Genomic DNA, 18,664 nt, shown 5'->3' on the forward strand with positions numbered 1-18,664 from the left:
GCTGATTTCGGCATTTCTTACGCAGAAAGACATCAAGCTGTAATCAGCGCGTTCGGGCAGGCTTAGGAGTGCTGATAACATTCCCTTAACTTGGAGAGCCTGATGAACTTACCTTCGCACTTGACTACATTACGGGTGATTGACTCCCACACTGGTGGGGAACCAACCCGTTTGGTCATTGATGGTTTTCCTGATTTGGGAACTGGGACTATGGCCGAACGCAAGACTCGATTTGCACAGCATTATGATGATTGGCGCAGGGCGATCATACAGGAACCACGTGGTAATGATGTGCTGGTGGGGGCATTGTTGTGTCCACCGTGTTCACCACAGGCAACCGTCGGTGTGATTTTCTTTAATAACGCGGGTTATCTGGGGATGTGTGGTCATGGCATCATCGGCCTGATCGCTTCGCTGGCTTATCTGGGCCAGATCAAGGCTGGCGAACATCGGGTTGAAACACCGGTGGGCCTCGTTAATGCGACATTACATCCCGATGGTTGTGTCACCGTAGAGAATGTGCCCGCCTATCGTTTTCGCCAGCAGGTTGCGGTTGAGGTTGCAGAGTATGGCACCGTCATCGGAGATATTGCCTGGGGAGGGAACTGGTTTTTTCTGGTAGCTGCTCATCCTCTGGAGATTGCTTCTCATAATATTGATAAATTGACGGCTTTCTGCTGGGCCGTGCGTCAGGCACTTGAATTGGCGGGTATCAAGGGTGAACAGGGTGATGTGATTGATCATATTGAGCTTTTTGGGCCTGATGAACATGCCGATAGCCGCAACTTCGTGCTTTGCCCTGGTAAAGTCTATGATCGCTCTCCCTGCGGTACTGGAACCAGTGCCAAACTGGCTTGCCTGGCGGCAGACGGCAAATTACTGCCGAATACCGTATGGCGGCAGGCCAGTGTGATCGGCAGTGAATTCAGCGCGTTCTTCCAACTGCAAGGTAGCAAGATTATCCCTTTTATTCGCGGGCAGGCGTTTGTTTGCGCTGACAGCCAGTTGTTGGTGGATGAACGCGATCCCTTCGCTTGGGGGATCTGCTGATGGTGGCAGCGGATGTTATCGTTGTCGGTGCTGGGATCATCGGGGCAGCATGTGCCTGGCATTTGGCAAAACAGGGTGACCGTGTGCTGTTGGTGGACAATCGGCAACCCGGTGCGACGGCAGCAGGTATGGGGCATTTGGTGTGTATGGATGACAACCCTGCTGAATTGGCGCTGAGTGCTTATTCGCTACGTTTATGGCGAGATGTGGTGGAATGTATGCCACCAGATTGTGCCTGGCAGGGGTGTGGCACGCTGTGGTTGGCAGAACATCAGGATGAAATGGCGCTTGCTGGGATGAAACAACAGCGTTTGGCCGCAAGTGGTGTCGTGAGTGAAATATTGACCTCTGCGCAGGTTGCTGCTTGGGAACCGATGCTACGTAGCGGCTTGGCAGGGGGGCTGCGGGTAGCGGGGGATGGGATCGTTTATGCGCCAAACGTTGCCCGTTGGCTGGTTGCAGATGCAGAGGCACGTGTAACCACTCGTTATGGCGAAGCAGTTGCGTTGGATAGGCAAACGGTACAGCTGATGAGTGGCGAAAAACTGACGGCCCCAGTGGTGATCTTGGCCTGTGGCTTACAGGCTGATCATTTGCTGCCACAACCGTTGTTACGGGCTAAGAAAGGGCATCTGGCGATTACGGATCGCTATCCGCCACAGGTGAGACATCAACTGGTGGAGCTAGGCTATGGTGCTAGTGCCCATGCTGACAGCGGAACATCGGTGGCCTTCAATGTGCAACCTCGGCCAACTGGGCAATTGTTGATTGGTTCTTCACGTCAGTTTGATTCTCTTGAGCCGGCTATTGATCCGTCTTTACTGGCAGCGATGCTGGCACGGGCCACTGGTTTTCTGCCAGCATTGGCACAGATGAATATCATCCGTTGCTGGAGTGGCTTTCGTGCAGCCACCGCAGACGGTTTACCGCTGCTTGGGCCACATCCACACCATTCCTGGCTATGGCTGGCGTTAGGACATGAAGGCCTTGGTGTCACCACTGCGTTGGGGAGTGCGGCATTGATCGCTGCACAAATCCACAACTACCAGGCGGAAATTGATGATACCCCATATCGGGCTAGCCGGTTGTTCGCTGCGGAGGCACTACCTGTATGAATCTGATTACCTTGACCATTGATGGGGTATTAGTGCGGGTTCCCGAAGGGAGCAGCGTAGTGGCTGCATTCAGCTTGAGTGGGCAGGATATCTGTCGTTATTCAGTTACCCGGCAACCACGTACCGCATTTTGTGGCATGGGCATTTGCCAGGAATGCCGGGTTACCATTAATGGTCAGCGTCGCCTAGCCTGCCAGACACTGTGTCAACCAGGAATGTGTGTTGAAAGGAGCCTAAATGGGTCATTTACAGTGTGAGGTGTTGATTATTGGTGCGGGGCCTGCCGGGCTGGCAGCAGCGTGCGCCGCAGCCGAGAGCGGGAAGAAAATCGTGGTACTTGACGATAATCCGCATCCTGGGGGGCAAATCTGGCGTGATGGGCCGGGTGTACAATTGCCTGCTGTTGCCATTGGTTATCGGGAAGCATTGCATAACCTGGATAATGTACGCTTACTCAATGCCACAAGGGTGGTAGCACAATATGGAGTGCAGCAGCTCCTGTATGAAAGCGCGGAGGAGCATGGGCTGATTGATTATCAACGGCTGATCTTGTGCTGTGGTGCGCGTGAATTGTTGTTACCTTTTCCAGGCTGGACATTGCCAGGAGTCACGGGAGCCGGTGGTTTGCAGGCACAGATAAAAAATGGTTTACAAATAAAAGGGTTGCGCGTAGCTATTGCGGGTAGTGGCCCTTTGCTGCTGGCAGTGGCTAACAGCGTGAGCAAAGCTGGAGGGGAGGTGGTATTACTGGCTGAACAGGCTAGTCTCCGCCGAGTGATGGCTTTCACAAGTGGGCTGTGGCGTTGGCCAATAAAGTTGCCTCAGGCTTTCTCTTTGCTTAACCGTCGTTATCGTACCTCCAGCCAGATATTAGCGGCTGAGGGAACGGAGCGTCTTGTGTCTGTCCAGGTTCGGCAGGGGCAGCAGATAAACAGGGTGGCCTGTGATCGGTTGGCATGTGGTTTTGGTTTAGTGGCCAATATTGAACTGGCTATGTTGTTGGGATGCAGTATTGCTGATGAAGCCGTAGCGGTTGATCGCTGGCAGCAAACTAGCGTTAAGCAGGTGTTTGCTGCTGGTGAATGTACGGGGATCGGCGGCAGTGAGCTGGCGGTGCTTGAAGGTACTATTGCAGGTTATGCCGCGGCGGGGAATAAAGAACAAGCGCAGCAGTTAATGGTGCAACGAGATCGGTGGCGGCGTTTTGCTATGGCCGTAGCACAAGCCTTTGCTCTAAATCCAGCGCTAAAATCGCTGGCGACGGCGGATACGCTGCTGTGCCGATGTGAAGATGTCAAGTTGGGCCAACTGAGTGAGTATGCGGATTGGGCCACTGCCAAACTGGGTAGCCGTTGTGGTATGGGAGCTTGCCAGGGGCGAATCTGCGCCACTGCGGCTCGTCATTTATTCGGGTGGCCGTTGCCGCCCCCGCGAATTCCACTGGCACCGGTAAGGGGAGAAACTCTGGCTTTACAGTACCAGTCAAAAACCAAGTAATAAAATTCATTTACCTTCTGGATAGGTTAGTTCTGGCTGATGGCGAGTGTTTCAGTGTGAAATTAATAAAGATAGGGGGAAATAAAAGATAATAAAAATCCCATATAAACTATTTTGATTAATTGGGACTAATCCCATTGTAATTATTTCGCAAACAAAATCTCATTTTTGCCTTTCATTTCTTTATCACTTAATCAGTTTTTTAATATAACGATAGTACTATTCTTAATTGAGGGCGGATTATTACTACCGAAGAAAGTATTATCTTATTAATATTGAAGATCATTTTCATTGTGAAAAGGCCATGTTGATGGAGAATATGCTGTCAATCAGAGGAGCGATATGAACGAACATTACCGGTAAATGAGGTGTGAATCCTGTGGTTTTCTCAATAGAAAAGAACATGGTTTACCGTTTCTTTCATTGAGCGATATAAGTAAAAATCACTCTGTAGCTGTCCCATATCTTACCTGTGGTCAGGGAATCGCAAGCCAATGTTGCCATACTCTACTTTAGGTATAACTCATTGATAAAGATATTTTTATTGAGGTAGATATCATCTTGCATTCACCTATGGGCATAATGATATATGGTAATGGAAATTGACGATAGAGATGAAAGTGCAGGTCAGGCCCGCGTACAGGCAGCCTGATAATGCACGTGATTATTGGCGATAAGCATGTTTGATTTGCAAGATGCTATTTTTGAAAATTTCAGCTTGGGCAGGATCATCAATCTGAGCGGCAAAACGTTCCAGATTGATGATGACTTTACCGGCATCTGCCTGGCCAATCGCTTTCAAAAGCAGCGTCAGAGTGGCTTTAAGACAGGCGACTTCTGTTGCCAGTGCTTCAGGGTTTGCAGACGTAGTGAAGTCAATGTTACTCATTTTTTCTCCTGATTTTAAGACCGAAATTTGAGGTTTAATGCACATTTTCTGATGGTCAATTCACTATGGTTAACCACAGTACATTTATATAGGTGCAGAGTATAGCATAGTACAGGGTGCCTGTATCTGACGAAAGAGTGCTATAATGCTCGTTCCCAGCGGCGAAAAGATGGTCATTTATACAAGGCATAATATTGTAATGGCCGTTTACACTGACTCAACGTTTATGAATAGATATGCCTTTACTAGTGGGTATATACCTGTCATACCTTCCAGTTGCATGCGTGTTGGCTTTGCTGCTCGGCTCATCCAGGGGCCTTGTCCCTTAGGGGCCGCTGCGTGCAGTCGCATGTTAATGTAAGATCCTGAGGTTTCACTTCGCTTCGTCACTGCCATTCTGTAACCCAAATTATTTAGGGCATAGAATATCATTGAAGTATTTCAAAAGAGTGGGCATGTATTGGGTCTGTATGTGATTAAAAGGGGAATATTGGTTATTTTAATCAATAATAGCTCTGTTTCGACGTTTATGGTGGCTATGTATTCTGAAGAATGGTTTTACTACAGAGATTTCTGCGTGTTTGGAAGTGGTAATCATTTTTTATATTTTTGTAATTCATATAGTTATCAGTAATGATTGACTAAGCTGATAATAATGCAAACAATGAAAAATGATACTAAATTTACCACCAAAGTGTGCAAAATAGCGTATCATAGGAAGATGTGTTTCAAGCTGCCGTTAAACCACTAAATTGTCACGATGGGGTTTTATCCGCTTGCAAGTAGATTAAGACTAGAGTTCGAAAACTTGGCCTGCTCCGCAGAGTTAATCGTGAGGAAGTATTAATCTGTATTCATTCTTTGCGTAAAACCAAGTAATATCTGTTTCTCTGACAGAGGCTGATTGATTGCGTTACTCCCTTATTTTGGAGAATTTTCCTTGATTAGCGTTCTTCTTGTTGATGACCACGAACTGGTGCGCGCAGGGATACGACGCATTCTAGAAGATATCAAAGGTATAAAAGTTGTTGGCGAAGCGCAATGCGGTGAGGATGCCGTTAAATGGTGCCGAAACAACTCTGCTGATATCGTGTTGATGGATATGAATATGCCGGGTATAGGGGGGCTGGAAGCCACTCGTAAGATTGTTCGTTATGCACCGGATATCAAGGTTATCATGTTGACTATTCATACTGAGAACCCGTTGCCTGCGAAGGTGATGCAGGCTGGTGCTGCTGGGTATTTGAGTAAAGGGGCGGCTCCACAGGAGGTGGTTAATGCTATTCGCTCAGTGCATGCAGGCCAGCGCTATATTGCTTCCGACATTGCGCAACAAATGGCATTAAGCCAGTTGGAACCACAGGCGGAAAACCCGTTCAGTACTCTCTCTGAGCGTGAACTGCAAATTATGTTAATGATCACTAAAGGGAAGAAAGTGAATGAGATCTCTGAACAATTGAATCTCAGTCCCAAAACGGTGAACAGCTATCGCTACCGTATGTTCAGCAAGTTGAATATTAGCGGTGATGTTGAATTAACACATTTGGCAATACGCCACGGATTGTTCAATGCGGAGACATTGCCAAGCAGTGAGTGATTGTTTCGATGCCCAGGCATTTCTTAAAACCGTAACCAGCCAGCCTGGCGTCTACCGAATGTATGACGCGACGGGTACGGTGATCTATGTTGGTAAAGCTAAAGATCTGAAAAAACGTCTCGCCAGTTATTTTCGTGCTCAAGTTAACAGCCGTAAAACAGAGACGTTAGTCAAAAATATTAAACAGATAGATGTTACCGTTACACATACGGAAACAGAAGCCTTATTACTAGAACATAATTACATTAAATTATATCAACCACGATATAATGTTCTTTTACGTGATGATAAATCTTATCCACTAATATTCCTTAGTGCTGATGTGCATCCACGGTTATCAGTACACCGTGGTACCAAACATGCCAAAGGTGAATATTTTGGTCCATTCCCTAATTCCTATGCCGTGCGTGAAACATTGGCATTGCTGCAAAAATTGTTTCCGATACGCCAATGTGAGAATAGTGTCTATCGCAACCGTTCCCGCCCATGTTTGCAGTACCAGATCGGTCGCTGCCTAGGGCCTTGTGTTGCGGGCCTGGTGAGTGAGGAAGAGTATCGGCAACAGGTTGATTACGTGCGTTTGTTCCTGTCGGGTAAAGATCAACAGGTATTACATCGATTGATTGAGCGAATGGAAAATGCCAGTAAAGAACTCAATTTTGAAGAAGCTGCACGTATTCGCGATCAGATCCAAGCGGTACGGCGGGTTACCGAAAAGCAGTTTGTTTCGGGTAATAGCGATGACCTGGATGTGATTGGTGTAGCATTTGATGCTGGAATGGCCTGTGTGCATGTGTTGTTCATACGTCAGGGAAAAGTGCTTGGTAGCCGCAGTTATTTTCCTAAAGTACCCGGTGGCACGGAGATGAGTGAGGTAGTACAAACTTTCGTGGGCCAGTTCTATTTGCAAGGGAGTCAGGTGCGTACTTTACCAGCTGAAATTCTGCTAGACTTCAGCCTGCCGGAAAAAGAACTGCTGTCGGAATCATTGAGCGAGCAGGCAGGGCGCAAAATTCAAATTCAGAGTAAACCGCGCGGTGATCGTGCTCGTTATCTCAAACTGGCGCGTACTAATGCGTCGGTAGCATTGGCAACGAAGCTTTCCCAGCAATCAACGATTCATCAGCGATTGGTGGAGCTGGCAAAAATGCTCAATCTTTCCGAAATTAACCGGATGGAGTGTTTTGATATCAGCCACACCATGGGGGAGCAGACGGTGGCCTCTTGCGTAGTGTTCGATGGGAATGGGCCGCTACGTTCAGAATATCGGCGTTACAACATTACGGGTATTACGCCAGGTGATGATTACGCAGCGATGACGCAAGTGCTGAAACGCCGTTATGGTAAGGACTTAGAAGAGAAAAAAATCCCAGATGTGATCTTTATAGATGGTGGGAAAGGGCAACTGGGTATGGCGATTGACGTATTCAACTCGCTGAATGTGGCTTGGGATAAGAATAAGCCATTGTTAATAGGTATTGCCAAAGGAAGCGATCGTAAAGCGGGTTTGGAGACCTTGTTTTTTGTGCCGGAGGGTGAAGGGATTTCACTGCCGCCCGATTCACCAGCATTGCATGTGATCCAGCATATCCGCGATGACTCACATAATCATGCGATCACCGGCCATCGCCAGAAGCGGGCGAAGGTCAAAAATACCAGTGCCTTGGAACTGATAGAAGGTGTTGGGCCTAAACGGCGTCAGGTGTTGTTGAAGTATATGGGTGGACTTCAACCATTATTGAGTGCCAGCGTTGAGGAAATTGCGAAAGTGCCGGGTATTTCACAAGCATTGGCAGAAAAGATCTACAATGCATTGAAACACTGAGGGTAATGTAGCAACATACTCTTAATATCCACTCTAGCCAGATAGTTACCTTAGCATTATGCAATTGAATATACCGACTTGGCTTACCCTATTCCGCGTGATTCTGATCCCATTCTTTGTTCTGGCATTTTATCTGCCGTTCACTTGGGCTCCAGTGGTTTGCGCCGTTATTTTTGTGTTTGCTGCTGTAACCGATTGGTTTGATGGCTTTTTAGCACGCCGTTGGAAGCAGACAACCCGTTTCGGCGCTTTTCTCGATCCCGTTGCAGATAAAGTGATGGTAGCGATAGCACTGGTACTGGTAGCGGAATATTACCATTCCTGGTGGATCACTTTGCCTGCTGCAACCATGATTGCCCGTGAGATTATTATTTCATCGCTACGTGAATGGATGGCGGAGATTGGCAAGCGCAGTAGCGTGGCCGTTTCGTGGGTGGGTAAAGTGAAAACAACAGCGCAGATGGTGTCGTTGGTTGGTTTGTTGTGGCGCCCGGATCGTACGGTTGAGTACGTAGCCTTCGCGCTACTGTACATTGCTACGGTACTTACTTTTTGGTCAATGTTCCAATATTTGAATGCTGCCCGCAAGGATTTGCAAGAGCCTTGATTGATACACCATAGAAAATGGTAAACATAGAGGGAAAAATCGTTCTCACCTTATCTAGGCAGGATTTTTCCCTTGTTGTAGCTGGCCTATGGCCTGCGAGAAGCTATTTTTGGCGGCGAAGACTCTCAGTTAGGTAATTTATTATAAGGATTATCAATTAAATAAACCCATTTCCCCTGAGCATCTTTGCGGAATACTTCGCTGGCAAACCACTCTTCATGTACTTTTCCGTCCACATCGATCAACTGCCAGCGGCCACTTCTCAAAATGATATCATCATTCTGAACAGTGGTTGACGATTCAGGAACGCTTCGGATCTGCATTTTGTCATCTGCCAGTATCTGCCGGAATCCTTCTTTGATCTCAGCCCGTCCTTTAGCGAGAGTACCATCCTGCTTAACCAGAATGCCTTTCTCATCGAAGAATTGCGCGATTTTTTTCAACATCCCTTGCTGCCATCGCTTGACCGAAACCTGCGCGAGTGGCATTGAGATCGTCTACAGCTTGGGCACTTCCCATGACGGTAAACAAGAGCATAGCAGTGATTCTTTTTGAACTTGCTGTAGGCATGGTGCATTCCTCATGGTTGGTATAGCTAAAGTAGGGTTATTGACGGAATTCGGAATTTAACATTTTTTTATCATTATAAAAACATTAAATACAAATAATTACGATGTGAAAGATATGATTTAGGCTACTGTTGTATCTATGGATTGTTGGGAGGGGCATTTTTTAATCATACTGAATTTTTGTATGGAAGAGTCTAAGTCAGTTGTTCTACGCTTTACCGCCGTTGTTGATGAAATAAGGTATTGGGGCGGTTTTTCTCCATAACCTTTATCTTATCTACCTGGGCCAGGTAATCAGTAATTTCGCAAGCGGATGGTGCAGTTATTGGTGATTTTTGGCTTGGTAATACGGTAAAGATTAACTTCCAACACACTGAATCGACTACATTATGTTCAGATAAGGTAAGTTTTGAGCAAACGAAGATAGGGTTTGCTGGATTGAACAATTTTTTGTTGCCAACCTTTTTTAATTAGTACATAATCCTGCACATCGAAAACACTCTTTGTTAATAAAAAATAAGTGTTTTCAGAGAGATAGCATGCATATTGAGCGTGCTATCCTAAGTTATAAAATTTAATAAAGTCGGTGTATCACGGGCTTTAGCTTAAAAGGCAAACAGAATTAAGGCGCGTTAACAAAGCGGTTATGTAGCGGATTGCAAATCCGTCTAGTCCGGTTCGACTCCGGAACGCGCCTCCAATTTTTCTGAGCCCGGGTGGTGAAATCGGTAGACACAAGGGATTTAAAATCCCTCGGCTTATGGCTGTGCGGGTTCAAGTCCCGCCCCGGGTACCACATTGATTTACAAAGAATTTTAGACCGCCTTAAGGGCGGTTTTTTTGTGTCTGAAAAATGGCTAATGGCTCCAAAATGGCTCCGGTGTGGCGGCTGCGTTTTTGGTGTGGGTTTTTTAGGCATGGAAAACCCGCCGTAGCGGGTCTGTAGTTAGAAGTCTAAACCCATTTGATCATCACCCAGATGGTTGGGGTGAAATAGCTCCCTTGGCAGTTCTGCGCCTTCGGTGGGTTTGGCATCGGTAAGTATCTTTTCAACTTCCTGTAAAGTGGTAAAGCAGGTGCCGCAAAGCATGTTTTGGCATTGGTGATAATTGCGTTGGGTTCTCTCTGAAAGTCTGACGCTGGTGCGGGTTCTGGCTACTGCGCCGCATTTTAAACATCTCATCATATCGGTATTCTCCCCGATATTTACTATTACTGTCAGTATATCACCGTTAGGCAATAGAACACGATTTCGGTTATTCATCCTGATCATCGCCATCTGGCATCATGTCAGCATCGGTTATTTTGACTTCCAATGTGAGCCCGGTAATAAAACCATTCTCATCAATGGTGTGTGTGACCTGGCTGATTATCCAGTCAGCATTATCAATCTGCGGTTTAAACCCGCTGACGCGTGCATGCAATTCGGGGAACAAATCGGCACGGCCTTCGGCCAGGGTGATCGAGAATTCTGCCGCGCCGCGCTGGAGTTGTCGCCACTTTGCCGCGGCGGCTTGGCGCGCGGCGCGCTCTGTCTTAAAGGTTGTACGCATGACAAAGGTATTTCCTTCGGCTCCTTCTAGATAACTCCCTTCCTTGCTGCTTGATGCAGGTTCCTTCTTCTTTTGTGTCGTTTTTTTCCTGCGGCTTCTGCGGGTGATTTTTGTAGGGCGTGTTTTGCCAAAATTCAGATCCAGCCAGAAAGCAGTTACACCGGTGTAGGCGTCACGGTCTGCCATGCGGAAGGCATGGCGATCGCCCGATGCTTTGGTGATGGTAATGACAGGTAACAGCTTGCCACTTGCCGATACCGCCTTTCCCGGCCACATGAATAACAGCATGCCGTTTTTAATGGTCGCAATCGCGCCCAGCATTTCAGCCATGCGGGATAGAAAACTGATGTCGCTTTCGTTGGTTTGATCGGCGTGGTCGATCTCGACATTAGCCAGATCTTCACTGACGGCGGCGCGCAGCTCGTAACGTGTTGCGAGTGTTGCCACCAGTTTACCGACGGTGATGTCTTTCCAGCTCTGTTCCCGCTTAACGTTGAACGTATCGCGAAAATCAGCGCTGCGCGCGGTGATGATCAACTGATCCGGCGGCCCCTGGTGCTGGATCTCGTCAACAACAAATACCCCTTTCGGTGTCATTGTTTCACCTCGCCAGCCGATAGCCAGCGCAATGGCCGTTCCTCTGCTGGGTAAGTTCAGCAGGTGATCGGTGTCGTCTAGCGTTAGCTCTAAGGTGTCGGCCTCAAAACCTCGGTTATCGGACAGGGACAGACTGATCAGGCGGTCATTCACTGCGGTGACCGTTTTCCCATTTATCGTGATATCAAACGCAGGCGCTCGGTATTCGCTGATGCTGAAATCCATGCGGGTTACTCGGTTGGCTGTTTGCCGCAGTATGGCAGGGTTATAACCCGGTGGTGATTGTATGGGGCTTGAGACAATGCTCATTGCGTGTTCTGCGCGCGCGAGGCGGCGATGATGGCGGAGCCTATTACATTACAGGGGTTATCCTATGAGCGATTTTCATCATGGCGTGACTGTGAATGAAAGCGTCAATTCAGCAACGATCATCACTGATGTTGCATCTGCGGTTATTGGTGTGGTGTGCACGGCGGATGATGCTGACGCCGATGTGTTCCCACTCAACACGCCGGTACTGCTTACGCGTGTGCGCACCGTTCTGGGTAAAACCGGGACGACGGGCACGCTAAAAACCGTGTTGACTGCCATCTCGCAGCAGGCCAGCCCGCCAACCATTGTGATCCGTGTGGCGGAAGGTGAGGACGAAACCGAGACAACTGCCAACGTGATTGGTGGTGTTGGCGCTGATGGCCGTTACACCGGTCTTTTTGCCCTGCTGGTTGCTGAAATGCGTACAGGCATGAAGCCGCGTATCCTCGGTGCGCCGGGTCTGGATTCGTTGCCAGTGGCGCAGCAACTTGCCACGTTTGCGCAGGAGTTGAAGGCGTTCGCCTATGTCAGTGCTGGCGATAGCGCAACAATCGCGGAGGCCAAAGAATACCGTGCCAACTTCAGCCAGCGCGAGGTGATGATCATTTACCCGGATTGGCTGGCGTATGATGCCAGAACCGGCACCAATGTTGTTGTTCCAGCAACGGCTTACGCGCTGGGGCTGCGTGCCCGGATCGATGCGCAAATTGGCTGGCATAAAACGCTGTCCAACATTGCCGTTAACAACGTTGTCGGCACGTCCCAGGATATCTATTTCGCGTTGCAAGGGACGGATACCGATGCCGACGCGTTAAACGCTGAGCACGTCACGACGCTTATCAAGCAAGATGGTTTTCGATTCTGGGGCAACCGCACCGCAGACAAAGAAATCTTTATCTTTGAATCGTATACCCGCACCGCGCAGGTGATTGCCGATACGATTGCCGAGGCGCATTTCTCGTACATAGACAAGCCGCTCACACCTGGCCTTGCGCGCGACATTATCGACGGCATCAAGCGCAAGCTTTCTGCCTGGGTAACTGCTGGTCGCTTGCGGGGTGCTGACGTCTGGTATGACACCGATCTCAACACTACGGATACATTGAAGGTCGGCAGGCTCACGATCAAATACCGTTATACCCCCGTTCCTCCGCTTGAACACCTGGTGTTAGAGCAGGAGTTTACGGACGAGTATTTCGCGTCTTTTGCCAACGCAGTAAACAGTTAAGGGGATCGTCATGGCACTACCGCGCAAATTGAAGTTTTTTAATTACTACATCAACGGTACGGGTTATCTCGGCCAGGTTGAGGAGGTCACCCTCCCCAAGCTCACCATTAAAACCGAAGATTATCAGGGGGGAGGGATGCCGGGTTCTGTTGCTGTAGATCTTGGCTTTGAGGCTGGGGCGCTGGATATGGAAGTCACCATGGGTGGCATCATGTTTGAACTGATGTCGCAATACGGTATCCCTAACGCCGATGGCTTGCAGTCACGTTTTGCCGGTTCTTACCAGGCTGAAGACAGTGGCGATGCGATCCCGGTAGAGATCCAGACGCGTGGTCGATTTGTTGAAATTGATGCAGGCAATGCCAAACAGGGGGAAAACACACAGCACAAGTATTCACTGAAAAATACCTACTGCAAGATCACGCACAATGGCGCAGATCTGTATGAGCTTGACATTATCAACATGATTTACGTTGTGAATGGTGTTGATCGCCTGGCGCAACATCGTGCCAACGTTGGCCTGTAATCCCCATCACCTGCCAATAATTTGATGACAGCCTGCACCTGCGGGCTGGCTAAACCGGAGAGAACCTGATGAGTGAATCTATTACCCTGCAAACACCGATCACGCGTGGTGAAACAGTTATCAGTGTGGTGTCTATCACCGACACAATGAGACAAGCGGGCAGCCTGCGCGGTTTAAAGCTGATTGATGTGATGAACAGTGATGTTGACAGCCTGATTACGTTACTGCCACGCGTCACTGAGCCTGCTCTCACCCCCACGGAGGTGGCGGGAATGGATACCTGGGACTTTGCGCAGATGGCACTGGGCGTATCCGCTTTTTTGCAACCCTCCTCGCCGGAGAGCAAAAAACCGGTTGCCGAGTCGAAATCAAAATAAACAGCGTTGAGGATGCGATAGCCGATATCGCCACCGTGTTTCACTGGCCGCCGTCCGAACTCTGGCCGATGTCTCTGATTGAGTTGGCAGAGTGGCGAGAGCGGGCAGCACTCCGCAGCGGTAACACAGAAGAAGAGTAACTATGGCCGACCGCAAACTACAGATACAAGTGGCGTTGGGGGCGGTCAATAACCTGAGCCGCCCTCTTGATGCGGCTCAAAAAAGCAGTGCCGCACTTGCCAACCAGATAAAAACCACCCGTGCCAGCATCAAGCAATTATCCACCTCGGCTGATAGCTTCGATAAGCTCAGCGCCGCCAGCGCCAAGACAACGGCGCGTATTGAGAAAATTCAACGTGCTGCCGATGCTGTCAGGGCGCTTGAAAACCCCACTGAGAAACAGATCGCCGCCGTTAAGCGCTGGGATGAGCGCCTGGTCAAGCTCAGGGGAACACAGGAAGGGCAGGTGCAGCGCCTTGGCCGTCTGCGCGGCGAACTTAAACAACACGGTGTGTTTGTTGATAAGAACAGCAATGCCACCCAGGCGGCTACGCGTTACACAGAACAGTACAACCGCCAGCTTGCTGAACAGGAAAGGCGGCTCAAGCAGATTGGTGAGGCCCGTTCCCGTTATGAGGCGGGTAAGGAGTTTGCCAGCAACCTGCGTGGCGCAGGTACGTCTGCGTTGATGGTAGGGGCAGCAATGGGCGCACCGATTGCCTTGATCACCCGGCGATACGGTTCGCTTGAAGATGCCATGAAGGGGGTGGCAAAGCAGGTTGATGGTCTGTTGACCGATGGCGGCCAGCGTACTGCACGGTATTACGAAGTGCAGAGACTGATCCAAGAGGCGGCGGCAGTCACCCCGCTGCCCGGTGGCGGGCTTGATTATGCGGCGCTGATCGAGGGTGGCGGCCGCATGGGTGTTGTTAATAAAGATGATATATGGGCCGATCAGCGTCGTGATCTGTTGGCGTTTGCGGATACCGCTGCCAAGGCGTCAAAAGCGTTCGAACTGCCCGCGGGTGAGTTATCAGAAGATCTTGGCAAGATCGCCAGCCTTTATCGCATACCGATCAAAGACATCGAAGCGCTGGGCGATGCTATCAACTACCTGGACGACAATGCACAGTCTAAAGGTTCAGACATTATCGACGTGCTGAAACGCATGGGCGGCAATGCCGACCGCATGGGTTACAGGCAGGCGGCCGCCCTCGGCTCGACGTTCCTGTCGCTCGGAACGGAGCGGGAGATTGCCGCCAGTGCCTCTAATGCAATGGTGCGTGAACTCTCTATTGCCAGCATGCAAAGCGATAAGTTTCTTGATGCGCTAGATGTGTTGGGGATCAATGCCAAAAAGCTTGAGGTTTCCATGGCATCCGATGCCATGGGCACCATTCGCACCGTGCTTGAGGCGGTCAGTAAGCTGCCAGAAACCGACCGACTCAGGGTATTAACACAGCTTTTTGGGAAAGAGTTTGGTGATGATGCCGCGAAGCTTGCCAATAATCTGGGGGAGCTTGATCGCCAGTTGGCACTTCTTGAGGGTAATTCTGCACGTGGATCAATGGTGCGTGAGGCGAACATTGATAAAGATTCCCTTTCATCGCAGTGGGGGTTACTCAAGGCTGGTTTAAGTGGCCTGGCTGAGATCCTGGGCAGTACGTTGCGGCCGCAGCTTATGGCACTGATGGCGTGGGCGCAAAAGTGGCTGACGTCGGCGCGGCAATGGGTTGAGCAAAATAAAGAGACGGTTGGAACCGTGGTGCGCCTGGCTGCGGGGGTGGCTGGTCTGTCGGTGGGGTTTGGGGGGCTACTGGTCACGACAGCAACGCTAATTAATCCGCTGATGGCTGTGCGCCTGGCGTTGAGTTTAATCAGTGGGGGCGGGGCATCCGGGGCGATAGGGTTACTCTCGCATGCTTTTGTGGCCCTGCGGGCATCGATTACGGGGGTGTGGGTGGCACTGTCTGGCTTGTCGCTACCCATTATGGCTCTCGGGGCTGCATTCGCGGTTGTGGGGTTGACGGTTTATAAGTATTGGGAGCCGATCAAGGCGTGGTTTGTTGGGTTTTGGGCTGGCCTGGTTGAATCCACGGCGGGGATCCGCAGTGCATTTGCGCCATTGGGTGCGGGCTTTAGCGTTATCGGGCGCGCACTTGGTTGGGTATGGGAGAAGCTGAAGGCGGCTTGGGACTGGTTTACCCGGCTGCTTACACCTGTTAAGTCCACTCAACAAAGCTTGAATAAAGCGACCGAGGCCGGGAGAAATTTCGGCAAGTCATTGGGCGAGATCATCACTGCGTTATTTTCGCCGTTCAAATGGCTGAATGATCAAATTACCTGGGTACTGGAAAAACTCAACTTAATCCCTGAACAAGCCGAGCGTATACGCCGTGCAGCAGTACGCGCAAATGCCATGAATAACGCGATGGCAGGCGACGAACACACCCCTAAAGCGGGTGTGATGCATGTCTGGGATCCAAAACTTAAACGCATGACAACGGTGCCATGGTCACCATCGGCAAGCAGTGATGATAAGAGCGATCAAGCCCCAACAGAAATTCCAACCTCAAAACCCTCAATTGTAAAACCTTCTGAGGCGATTTGGGGGAGTAATCCAGGCAAGACAACACAAAGCTCAACGGCAGAGAAGAAAGATCCTAACAAGCTCGGCGATATCGTCTTTAAAAATGTGGCTCCGCATATTGCCTTGGCATCGCCCTACCTGACCGCCCAGCGAGAGCAGGCGAGGGCGATCAATGGGCTGACCAAAGCGGCAGATGCGCTGCGCAAATCAACCACCGGGCTGGATAAGTTCGGCAGTATCGGGCTGGGTCAGGGTGTTGGTGGCTTTGCGGGGATTTTTGCGGAACCGCAAAAGCAACAGACTAGTGTATTTAATCAGTTGCGCGCGATAGCAAGCGGCGTGCTCCAGCGTGCCCAGGACTGGATCGGCGGTGGCCCTCAACTGGCTTTCGCTGGTGCTGGCGCCGTTCTGGCTCCGCAAGCCAATCAGCGCACACTGTTGGCCCGCTCCACCCCGACAACGATCGAGGGCAATACCTATCACCTGTCGTTTGATCTCAAAGAGGCTGGTCAGCTTGATGAGCGTAAGATCGCGAAATTAGTCAAAGAGCAGATCACCGATATCGAGCGGCAAAAGGCCATGAAAAACCGCTCACAACTGCGTGACCGCGAATAAATCAAAGGGGGGTTGTATGTTACAAATTCCGATGATGATGGTGCTTGGCCTGTTTGTGTTTATGCGTGCGACAACGCCTTACCAGACGCTTGCCCAGGAACGGAACTGGCGCCATGCGAAAAACGATCGCGTAGGCCGCTCACCGAAATACCAGTATGTCGGGCCCGGAGAGGACAAAATCACGCTGTCTGGTGTTCTGTACCCGGAGATCACCGGCGGCGATATCTCGCTCGGGTTGCTACATACCATGGCGTTTACCGGTTCAGCCTGGCCTCTGATCGAGGGGACGGGCTCTATTTATGGCATGTATGTGATCACGTCGATACAGGAAACGCGCACCGAGTTTTTTAAGGATGGCAAGGCGCGCAAAATTGAGTTTACTCTCAATCTTGAGCGCGTCAGCGAGGACTTGCGCGAGGCGTTGGGCGATCTGTCGTTGAGTCTGGATAAGCTGATTTGAGTGAAACTGTCTGTGCTGGCCAACCTGGCAGCACAGACAGCGTTGGCTGTACTGCAGGAAAAATAAAGCCCCATTGCGGGGCTTTATGCTGTGCGATACCAGCACATGAGTAAAACATGACTGTTTACTATGCTGATTGCTTCACCAGTTCCTAAGGTGGCTGTGTTGCCGCTAACGGGGTGCTGGTGAGGGCCTAAATTAATGCTGTGTTTATGTGGAGGGATATTAACATCAATCGGGATATCCCCCATTGAGACGTTATCGATAGAGAAACGTCCGACCTGATTCTCTCGCCCGGCCTCACCAAACCGATATACTCTGACGCTTGCTGCGCCGTCCTCCACTGTTTCCTTGATACCTAAATCGACACTGCTGGCGGTGCCGGATACGGCAATTTGTACCGCTGGCAAATTGTCTCTGCTGATTTGTACGGTATCGCTACCGCCTGTGGCACCTACGTTTGAACCGTTAGCTTTTGCGAGGCGAATGGTTTTATTTTCCCCCGTATATTGCCATCTTGTGCCTGGCCATTGCTCATTAGGGTCAAGATTCACAGCAAAAAAAATAGCGATACCTGGCGGATAAATGGTGTCAAAAGCTGCTTTCGATGCAGCCAGATCGTAAGCAGCCTTTACGGCTTTTGGGGTGGCTGCCGTGGCTTCATTATCGCTATCTACTGCATTATTGAGTCTTGTAAAGCCTCTCTCATTGAGTGTTGCATCTGGGTGGGTGCGTGAACGTTCATGTGCGCCTAATTGCTCGTCAGTGTAGTCTTTCGCCTCATTCTTGGCCTGATTAACTTCGCTGATTGTTGCCACGATAACGGAGGGATCGGCTTTTAGTTGCACATCCCTGGTGCTGCTGACACCGATCATGAGGTTGATGGCACTTGAGCGCCCAGCCCCTTCTTCAAGTAGCGGCTTATAGGATGCTGGCATGCTTGCCACCACCAGGCATGTGCCATCTTCATCAAGAAGAGCCGCTTCGCGCATCCAGAAGCCACCGTTCTGCGGTGGTATAATCATTTCAGCACGAATAACATTGGCGGACTGATCTGCGATAACTAAACGATTAAGCGGTGCGCGATAGAGCTCATTAATCAATCCCGTTTGATCAGCGTTTGGTGACGTGGCGGTGCCACCTCCGTCGCCAATGGCCATTTGTGCAAATCTTACTGCTACGCCCGTGACAGAAGCTGCGGCGAATGCGGCCTCGCCGGCCTTTGTTAATATGCTGAAGTATTCTCTCATTTTGCAG

Annotated in this window: 19 protein-coding genes and 2 tRNA genes; 15 read left to right on the forward strand and 6 right to left on the reverse strand. The window is 50.0% G+C overall.

Features of this window, described 5'->3' with window-relative positions; translation table 11 throughout:
- Positions 1–102 precede the first annotated feature (102 nt).
- Genes Z042_RS14020 through Z042_RS14030 form a run of 4 tightly spaced genes read left to right on the forward strand, consistent with a single transcriptional unit; the run spans position 103 to position 3,662 of the window.
- A complete protein-coding gene (locus Z042_RS14020) occupies positions 103–1,050 on the forward strand; it encodes a 4-hydroxyproline epimerase (RefSeq protein WP_024911056.1) in 948 nt (315 codons plus the stop codon).
- The gene (locus tag Z042_RS14025; RefSeq protein WP_024911055.1) at positions 1,050–2,165 is read left to right on the forward strand and encodes an NAD(P)/FAD-dependent oxidoreductase; all 1,116 of its coding nucleotides are present in this window, start codon (positions 1,050–1,052) and stop codon (positions 2,163–2,165) included. Before Z042_RS14020 ends, Z042_RS14025 begins: the two co-directional genes overlap by 1 nt.
- Positions 2,162–2,422 (forward strand): (2Fe-2S)-binding protein, encoded by a 261-nt coding sequence (locus tag Z042_RS25115; RefSeq protein ID WP_071882833.1) that lies wholly within the window; start codon positions 2,162–2,164, stop codon positions 2,420–2,422. The genes Z042_RS14025 and Z042_RS25115 overlap by 4 nt, the downstream gene beginning before the upstream one ends.
- Positions 2,403–3,662, forward strand: a complete 1,260-nt coding sequence (locus Z042_RS14030) for an NAD(P)/FAD-dependent oxidoreductase (RefSeq protein WP_024911054.1) — start codon at positions 2,403–2,405, stop codon at positions 3,660–3,662. The genes Z042_RS25115 and Z042_RS14030 overlap by 20 nt, the downstream gene beginning before the upstream one ends.
- Positions 3,663–4,326: 664 nt before the next feature.
- Here the strand turns inward: Z042_RS14030 and Z042_RS14035 are convergent.
- Complete coding sequence (locus tag Z042_RS14035; protein ID WP_024911053.1) at positions 4,327–4,551, reverse strand: DUF2594 family protein; 225 nt, start codon at positions 4,549–4,551, stop codon at positions 4,327–4,329.
- A gap of 940 nt (positions 4,552–5,491) precedes the next feature.
- Here Z042_RS14035 and uvrY point away from each other — a divergent pair.
- The 3 genes from uvrY to pgsA are packed head-to-tail and all read left to right on the forward strand — an operon-like array spanning position 5,492 to position 8,580.
- Positions 5,492–6,148: a UvrY/SirA/GacA family response regulator transcription factor gene (uvrY, locus tag Z042_RS14040; RefSeq protein WP_024911052.1), complete on the forward strand. Its 657-nt coding sequence runs from the start codon at positions 5,492–5,494 to the stop codon at positions 6,146–6,148.
- Positions 6,141–7,973, forward strand: coding sequence for an excinuclease ABC subunit UvrC (gene uvrC / locus Z042_RS14045; protein WP_024911051.1), 1,833 nt, complete (start codon positions 6,141–6,143; stop codon positions 7,971–7,973). The genes uvrY and uvrC overlap by 8 nt, the downstream gene beginning before the upstream one ends.
- Before the next feature lie 58 nt (positions 7,974–8,031).
- Positions 8,032–8,580, forward strand: coding sequence for a CDP-diacylglycerol--glycerol-3-phosphate 3-phosphatidyltransferase (gene pgsA / locus Z042_RS14050; protein ID WP_024911050.1), 549 nt, complete (start codon positions 8,032–8,034; stop codon positions 8,578–8,580).
- Between the two features lie 125 nt (positions 8,581–8,705).
- Here pgsA and Z042_RS14055 read toward each other — a convergent pair whose 3' ends face one another.
- Both Z042_RS14055 and Z042_RS26285 read right to left on the reverse strand, forming a co-directional pair.
- Entirely contained in the window at positions 8,706–9,026 is a 321-nt protein-coding gene (locus Z042_RS14055; RefSeq protein ID WP_024911049.1) for a YybH family protein, read from the reverse strand.
- Complete coding sequence (locus Z042_RS26285; protein WP_156030378.1) at positions 8,995–9,150, reverse strand: hypothetical protein; 156 nt, start codon at positions 9,148–9,150, stop codon at positions 8,995–8,997. Before Z042_RS26285 ends, Z042_RS14055 begins: the two co-directional genes overlap by 32 nt.
- A 625-nt stretch (positions 9,151–9,775) precedes the next feature.
- On the opposite strand from Z042_RS26285, the gene Z042_RS14060 reads away from it, so the two are divergent.
- Both Z042_RS14060 and Z042_RS14065 read left to right on the forward strand, forming a co-directional pair.
- Positions 9,776–9,849 (forward strand) — tRNA-Cys (locus Z042_RS14060).
- Between the two features lie 10 nt (positions 9,850–9,859).
- Positions 9,860–9,945, forward strand: a tRNA-Leu gene (locus Z042_RS14065).
- 150 nt (positions 9,946–10,095) lie between these two features.
- On the opposite strand, the gene Z042_RS14070 is transcribed toward Z042_RS14065, so the two are convergent.
- Together Z042_RS14070 and Z042_RS14075 are read right to left on the reverse strand one after the other, a co-directional pair.
- On the reverse strand, positions 10,096–10,428 hold the full coding sequence (locus Z042_RS14070) for an Ogr/Delta-like zinc finger protein (RefSeq protein ID WP_335337104.1): 333 nt from the start codon (positions 10,426–10,428) through the stop codon (positions 10,096–10,098).
- Positions 10,406–11,524: a contractile injection system protein, VgrG/Pvc8 family gene (locus Z042_RS14075; protein WP_024911047.1), complete on the reverse strand. Its 1,119-nt coding sequence runs from the start codon at positions 11,522–11,524 to the stop codon at positions 10,406–10,408. Before Z042_RS14075 ends, Z042_RS14070 begins: the two co-directional genes overlap by 23 nt.
- Before the next feature lie 148 nt (positions 11,525–11,672).
- On the opposite strand from Z042_RS14075, the gene Z042_RS14080 reads away from it, so the two are divergent.
- The 6 genes from Z042_RS14080 to Z042_RS14100 all read left to right on the forward strand — a co-directional run bounded on the left by Z042_RS14080 (position 11,673) and on the right by Z042_RS14100 (position 17,407).
- Positions 11,673–12,839, forward strand: coding sequence for a phage tail sheath subtilisin-like domain-containing protein (locus tag Z042_RS14080; protein WP_024911046.1), 1,167 nt, complete (start codon positions 11,673–11,675; stop codon positions 12,837–12,839).
- Positions 12,840–12,849: 10 nt separating this feature from the next.
- Positions 12,850–13,365 carry a phage major tail tube protein gene (locus tag Z042_RS14085; protein WP_024911045.1) on the forward strand — a complete coding sequence of 172 codons (516 nt, stop codon included), beginning with the start codon at positions 12,850–12,852 and terminating at the stop codon, positions 13,363–13,365.
- Positions 13,366–13,433: 68 nt separating this feature from the next.
- Positions 13,434–13,742: a phage tail assembly protein gene (locus Z042_RS14090; RefSeq protein WP_024911044.1), complete on the forward strand. Its 309-nt coding sequence runs from the start codon at positions 13,434–13,436 to the stop codon at positions 13,740–13,742.
- Positions 13,733–13,882 (forward strand): GpE family phage tail protein, encoded by a 150-nt coding sequence (locus tag Z042_RS25120; RefSeq protein ID WP_236849262.1) that lies wholly within the window; start codon positions 13,733–13,735, stop codon positions 13,880–13,882. Before Z042_RS14090 ends, Z042_RS25120 begins: the two co-directional genes overlap by 10 nt.
- Positions 13,883–13,884: 2 nt before the next feature.
- Positions 13,885–16,947 carry a phage tail tape measure protein gene (locus Z042_RS14095; protein ID WP_024911043.1) on the forward strand — a complete coding sequence of 1,021 codons (3,063 nt, stop codon included), beginning with the start codon at positions 13,885–13,887 and terminating at the stop codon, positions 16,945–16,947.
- Between the two features lie 31 nt (positions 16,948–16,978).
- Positions 16,979–17,407, forward strand: coding sequence for a phage tail protein (locus Z042_RS14100; RefSeq protein ID WP_024911042.1), 429 nt, complete (start codon positions 16,979–16,981; stop codon positions 17,405–17,407).
- 83 nt (positions 17,408–17,490) lie between these two features.
- On the opposite strand, the gene Z042_RS14105 is transcribed toward Z042_RS14100, so the two are convergent.
- The gene (locus tag Z042_RS14105) at positions 17,491–18,657 is read right to left on the reverse strand and encodes a phage tail protein (RefSeq protein WP_024911041.1); all 1,167 of its coding nucleotides are present in this window, start codon (positions 18,655–18,657) and stop codon (positions 17,491–17,493) included.
- Positions 18,658–18,664 lie beyond the last annotated feature (7 nt).

The sequence above is a fragment of the Chania multitudinisentens RB-25 genome (assembly GCF_000520015.2).
GTDB classification, from domain to species: Bacteria; Pseudomonadota; Gammaproteobacteria; order Enterobacterales; family Enterobacteriaceae; genus Chania; species Chania multitudinisentens.

Excerpts from the sequence above, each read along its gene's own strand:
- Z042_RS14020 (WP_024911056.1), top strand. The coding sequence starts at position 103 with ATGAACTTACCTTCGCACTTGACTACATTACGGGTGATTGACTCCCAC.
- Z042_RS14025 (WP_024911055.1), top strand. The coding sequence starts at position 1,050 with ATGGTGGCAGCGGATGTTATCGTTGTCGGTGCTGGGATCATCGGGGCA.
- Z042_RS25115 (WP_071882833.1), top strand. The coding sequence starts at position 2,162 with ATGAATCTGATTACCTTGACCATTGATGGGGTATTAGTGCGGGTTCCC.
- Z042_RS14030 (WP_024911054.1), top strand. The coding sequence starts at position 2,403 with ATGGGTCATTTACAGTGTGAGGTGTTGATTATTGGTGCGGGGCCTGCC.
- Z042_RS14035 (WP_024911053.1), bottom strand. The coding sequence starts at position 4,551 with ATGAGTAACATTGACTTCACTACGTCTGCAAACCCTGAAGCACTGGCA.
- pgsA (WP_024911050.1), top strand. The coding sequence starts at position 8,032 with ATGCAATTGAATATACCGACTTGGCTTACCCTATTCCGCGTGATTCTG.
- Z042_RS14055 (WP_024911049.1), bottom strand. The coding sequence starts at position 9,026 with ATGTTGAAAAAAATCGCGCAATTCTTCGATGAGAAAGGCATTCTGGTT.
- Z042_RS26285 (WP_156030378.1), bottom strand. The coding sequence starts at position 9,150 with ATGCCTACAGCAAGTTCAAAAAGAATCACTGCTATGCTCTTGTTTACC.
- Z042_RS14070 (WP_335337104.1), bottom strand. The coding sequence starts at position 10,428 with ATGGCGATGATCAGGATGAATAACCGAAATCGTGTTCTATTGCCTAAC.
- Z042_RS14075 (WP_024911047.1), bottom strand. The coding sequence starts at position 11,524 with ATGGATTTCAGCATCAGCGAATACCGAGCGCCTGCGTTTGATATCACG.
- Z042_RS14080 (WP_024911046.1), top strand. The coding sequence starts at position 11,673 with ATGAGCGATTTTCATCATGGCGTGACTGTGAATGAAAGCGTCAATTCA.
- Z042_RS14085 (WP_024911045.1), top strand. The coding sequence starts at position 12,850 with ATGGCACTACCGCGCAAATTGAAGTTTTTTAATTACTACATCAACGGT.
- Z042_RS14090 (WP_024911044.1), top strand. The coding sequence starts at position 13,434 with ATGAGTGAATCTATTACCCTGCAAACACCGATCACGCGTGGTGAAACA.
- Z042_RS14095 (WP_024911043.1), top strand. The coding sequence starts at position 13,885 with ATGGCCGACCGCAAACTACAGATACAAGTGGCGTTGGGGGCGGTCAAT.
- Z042_RS14100 (WP_024911042.1), top strand. The coding sequence starts at position 16,979 with ATGATGATGGTGCTTGGCCTGTTTGTGTTTATGCGTGCGACAACGCCT.
- Z042_RS14105 (WP_024911041.1), bottom strand. The coding sequence starts at position 18,657 with ATGAGAGAATACTTCAGCATATTAACAAAGGCCGGCGAGGCCGCATTC.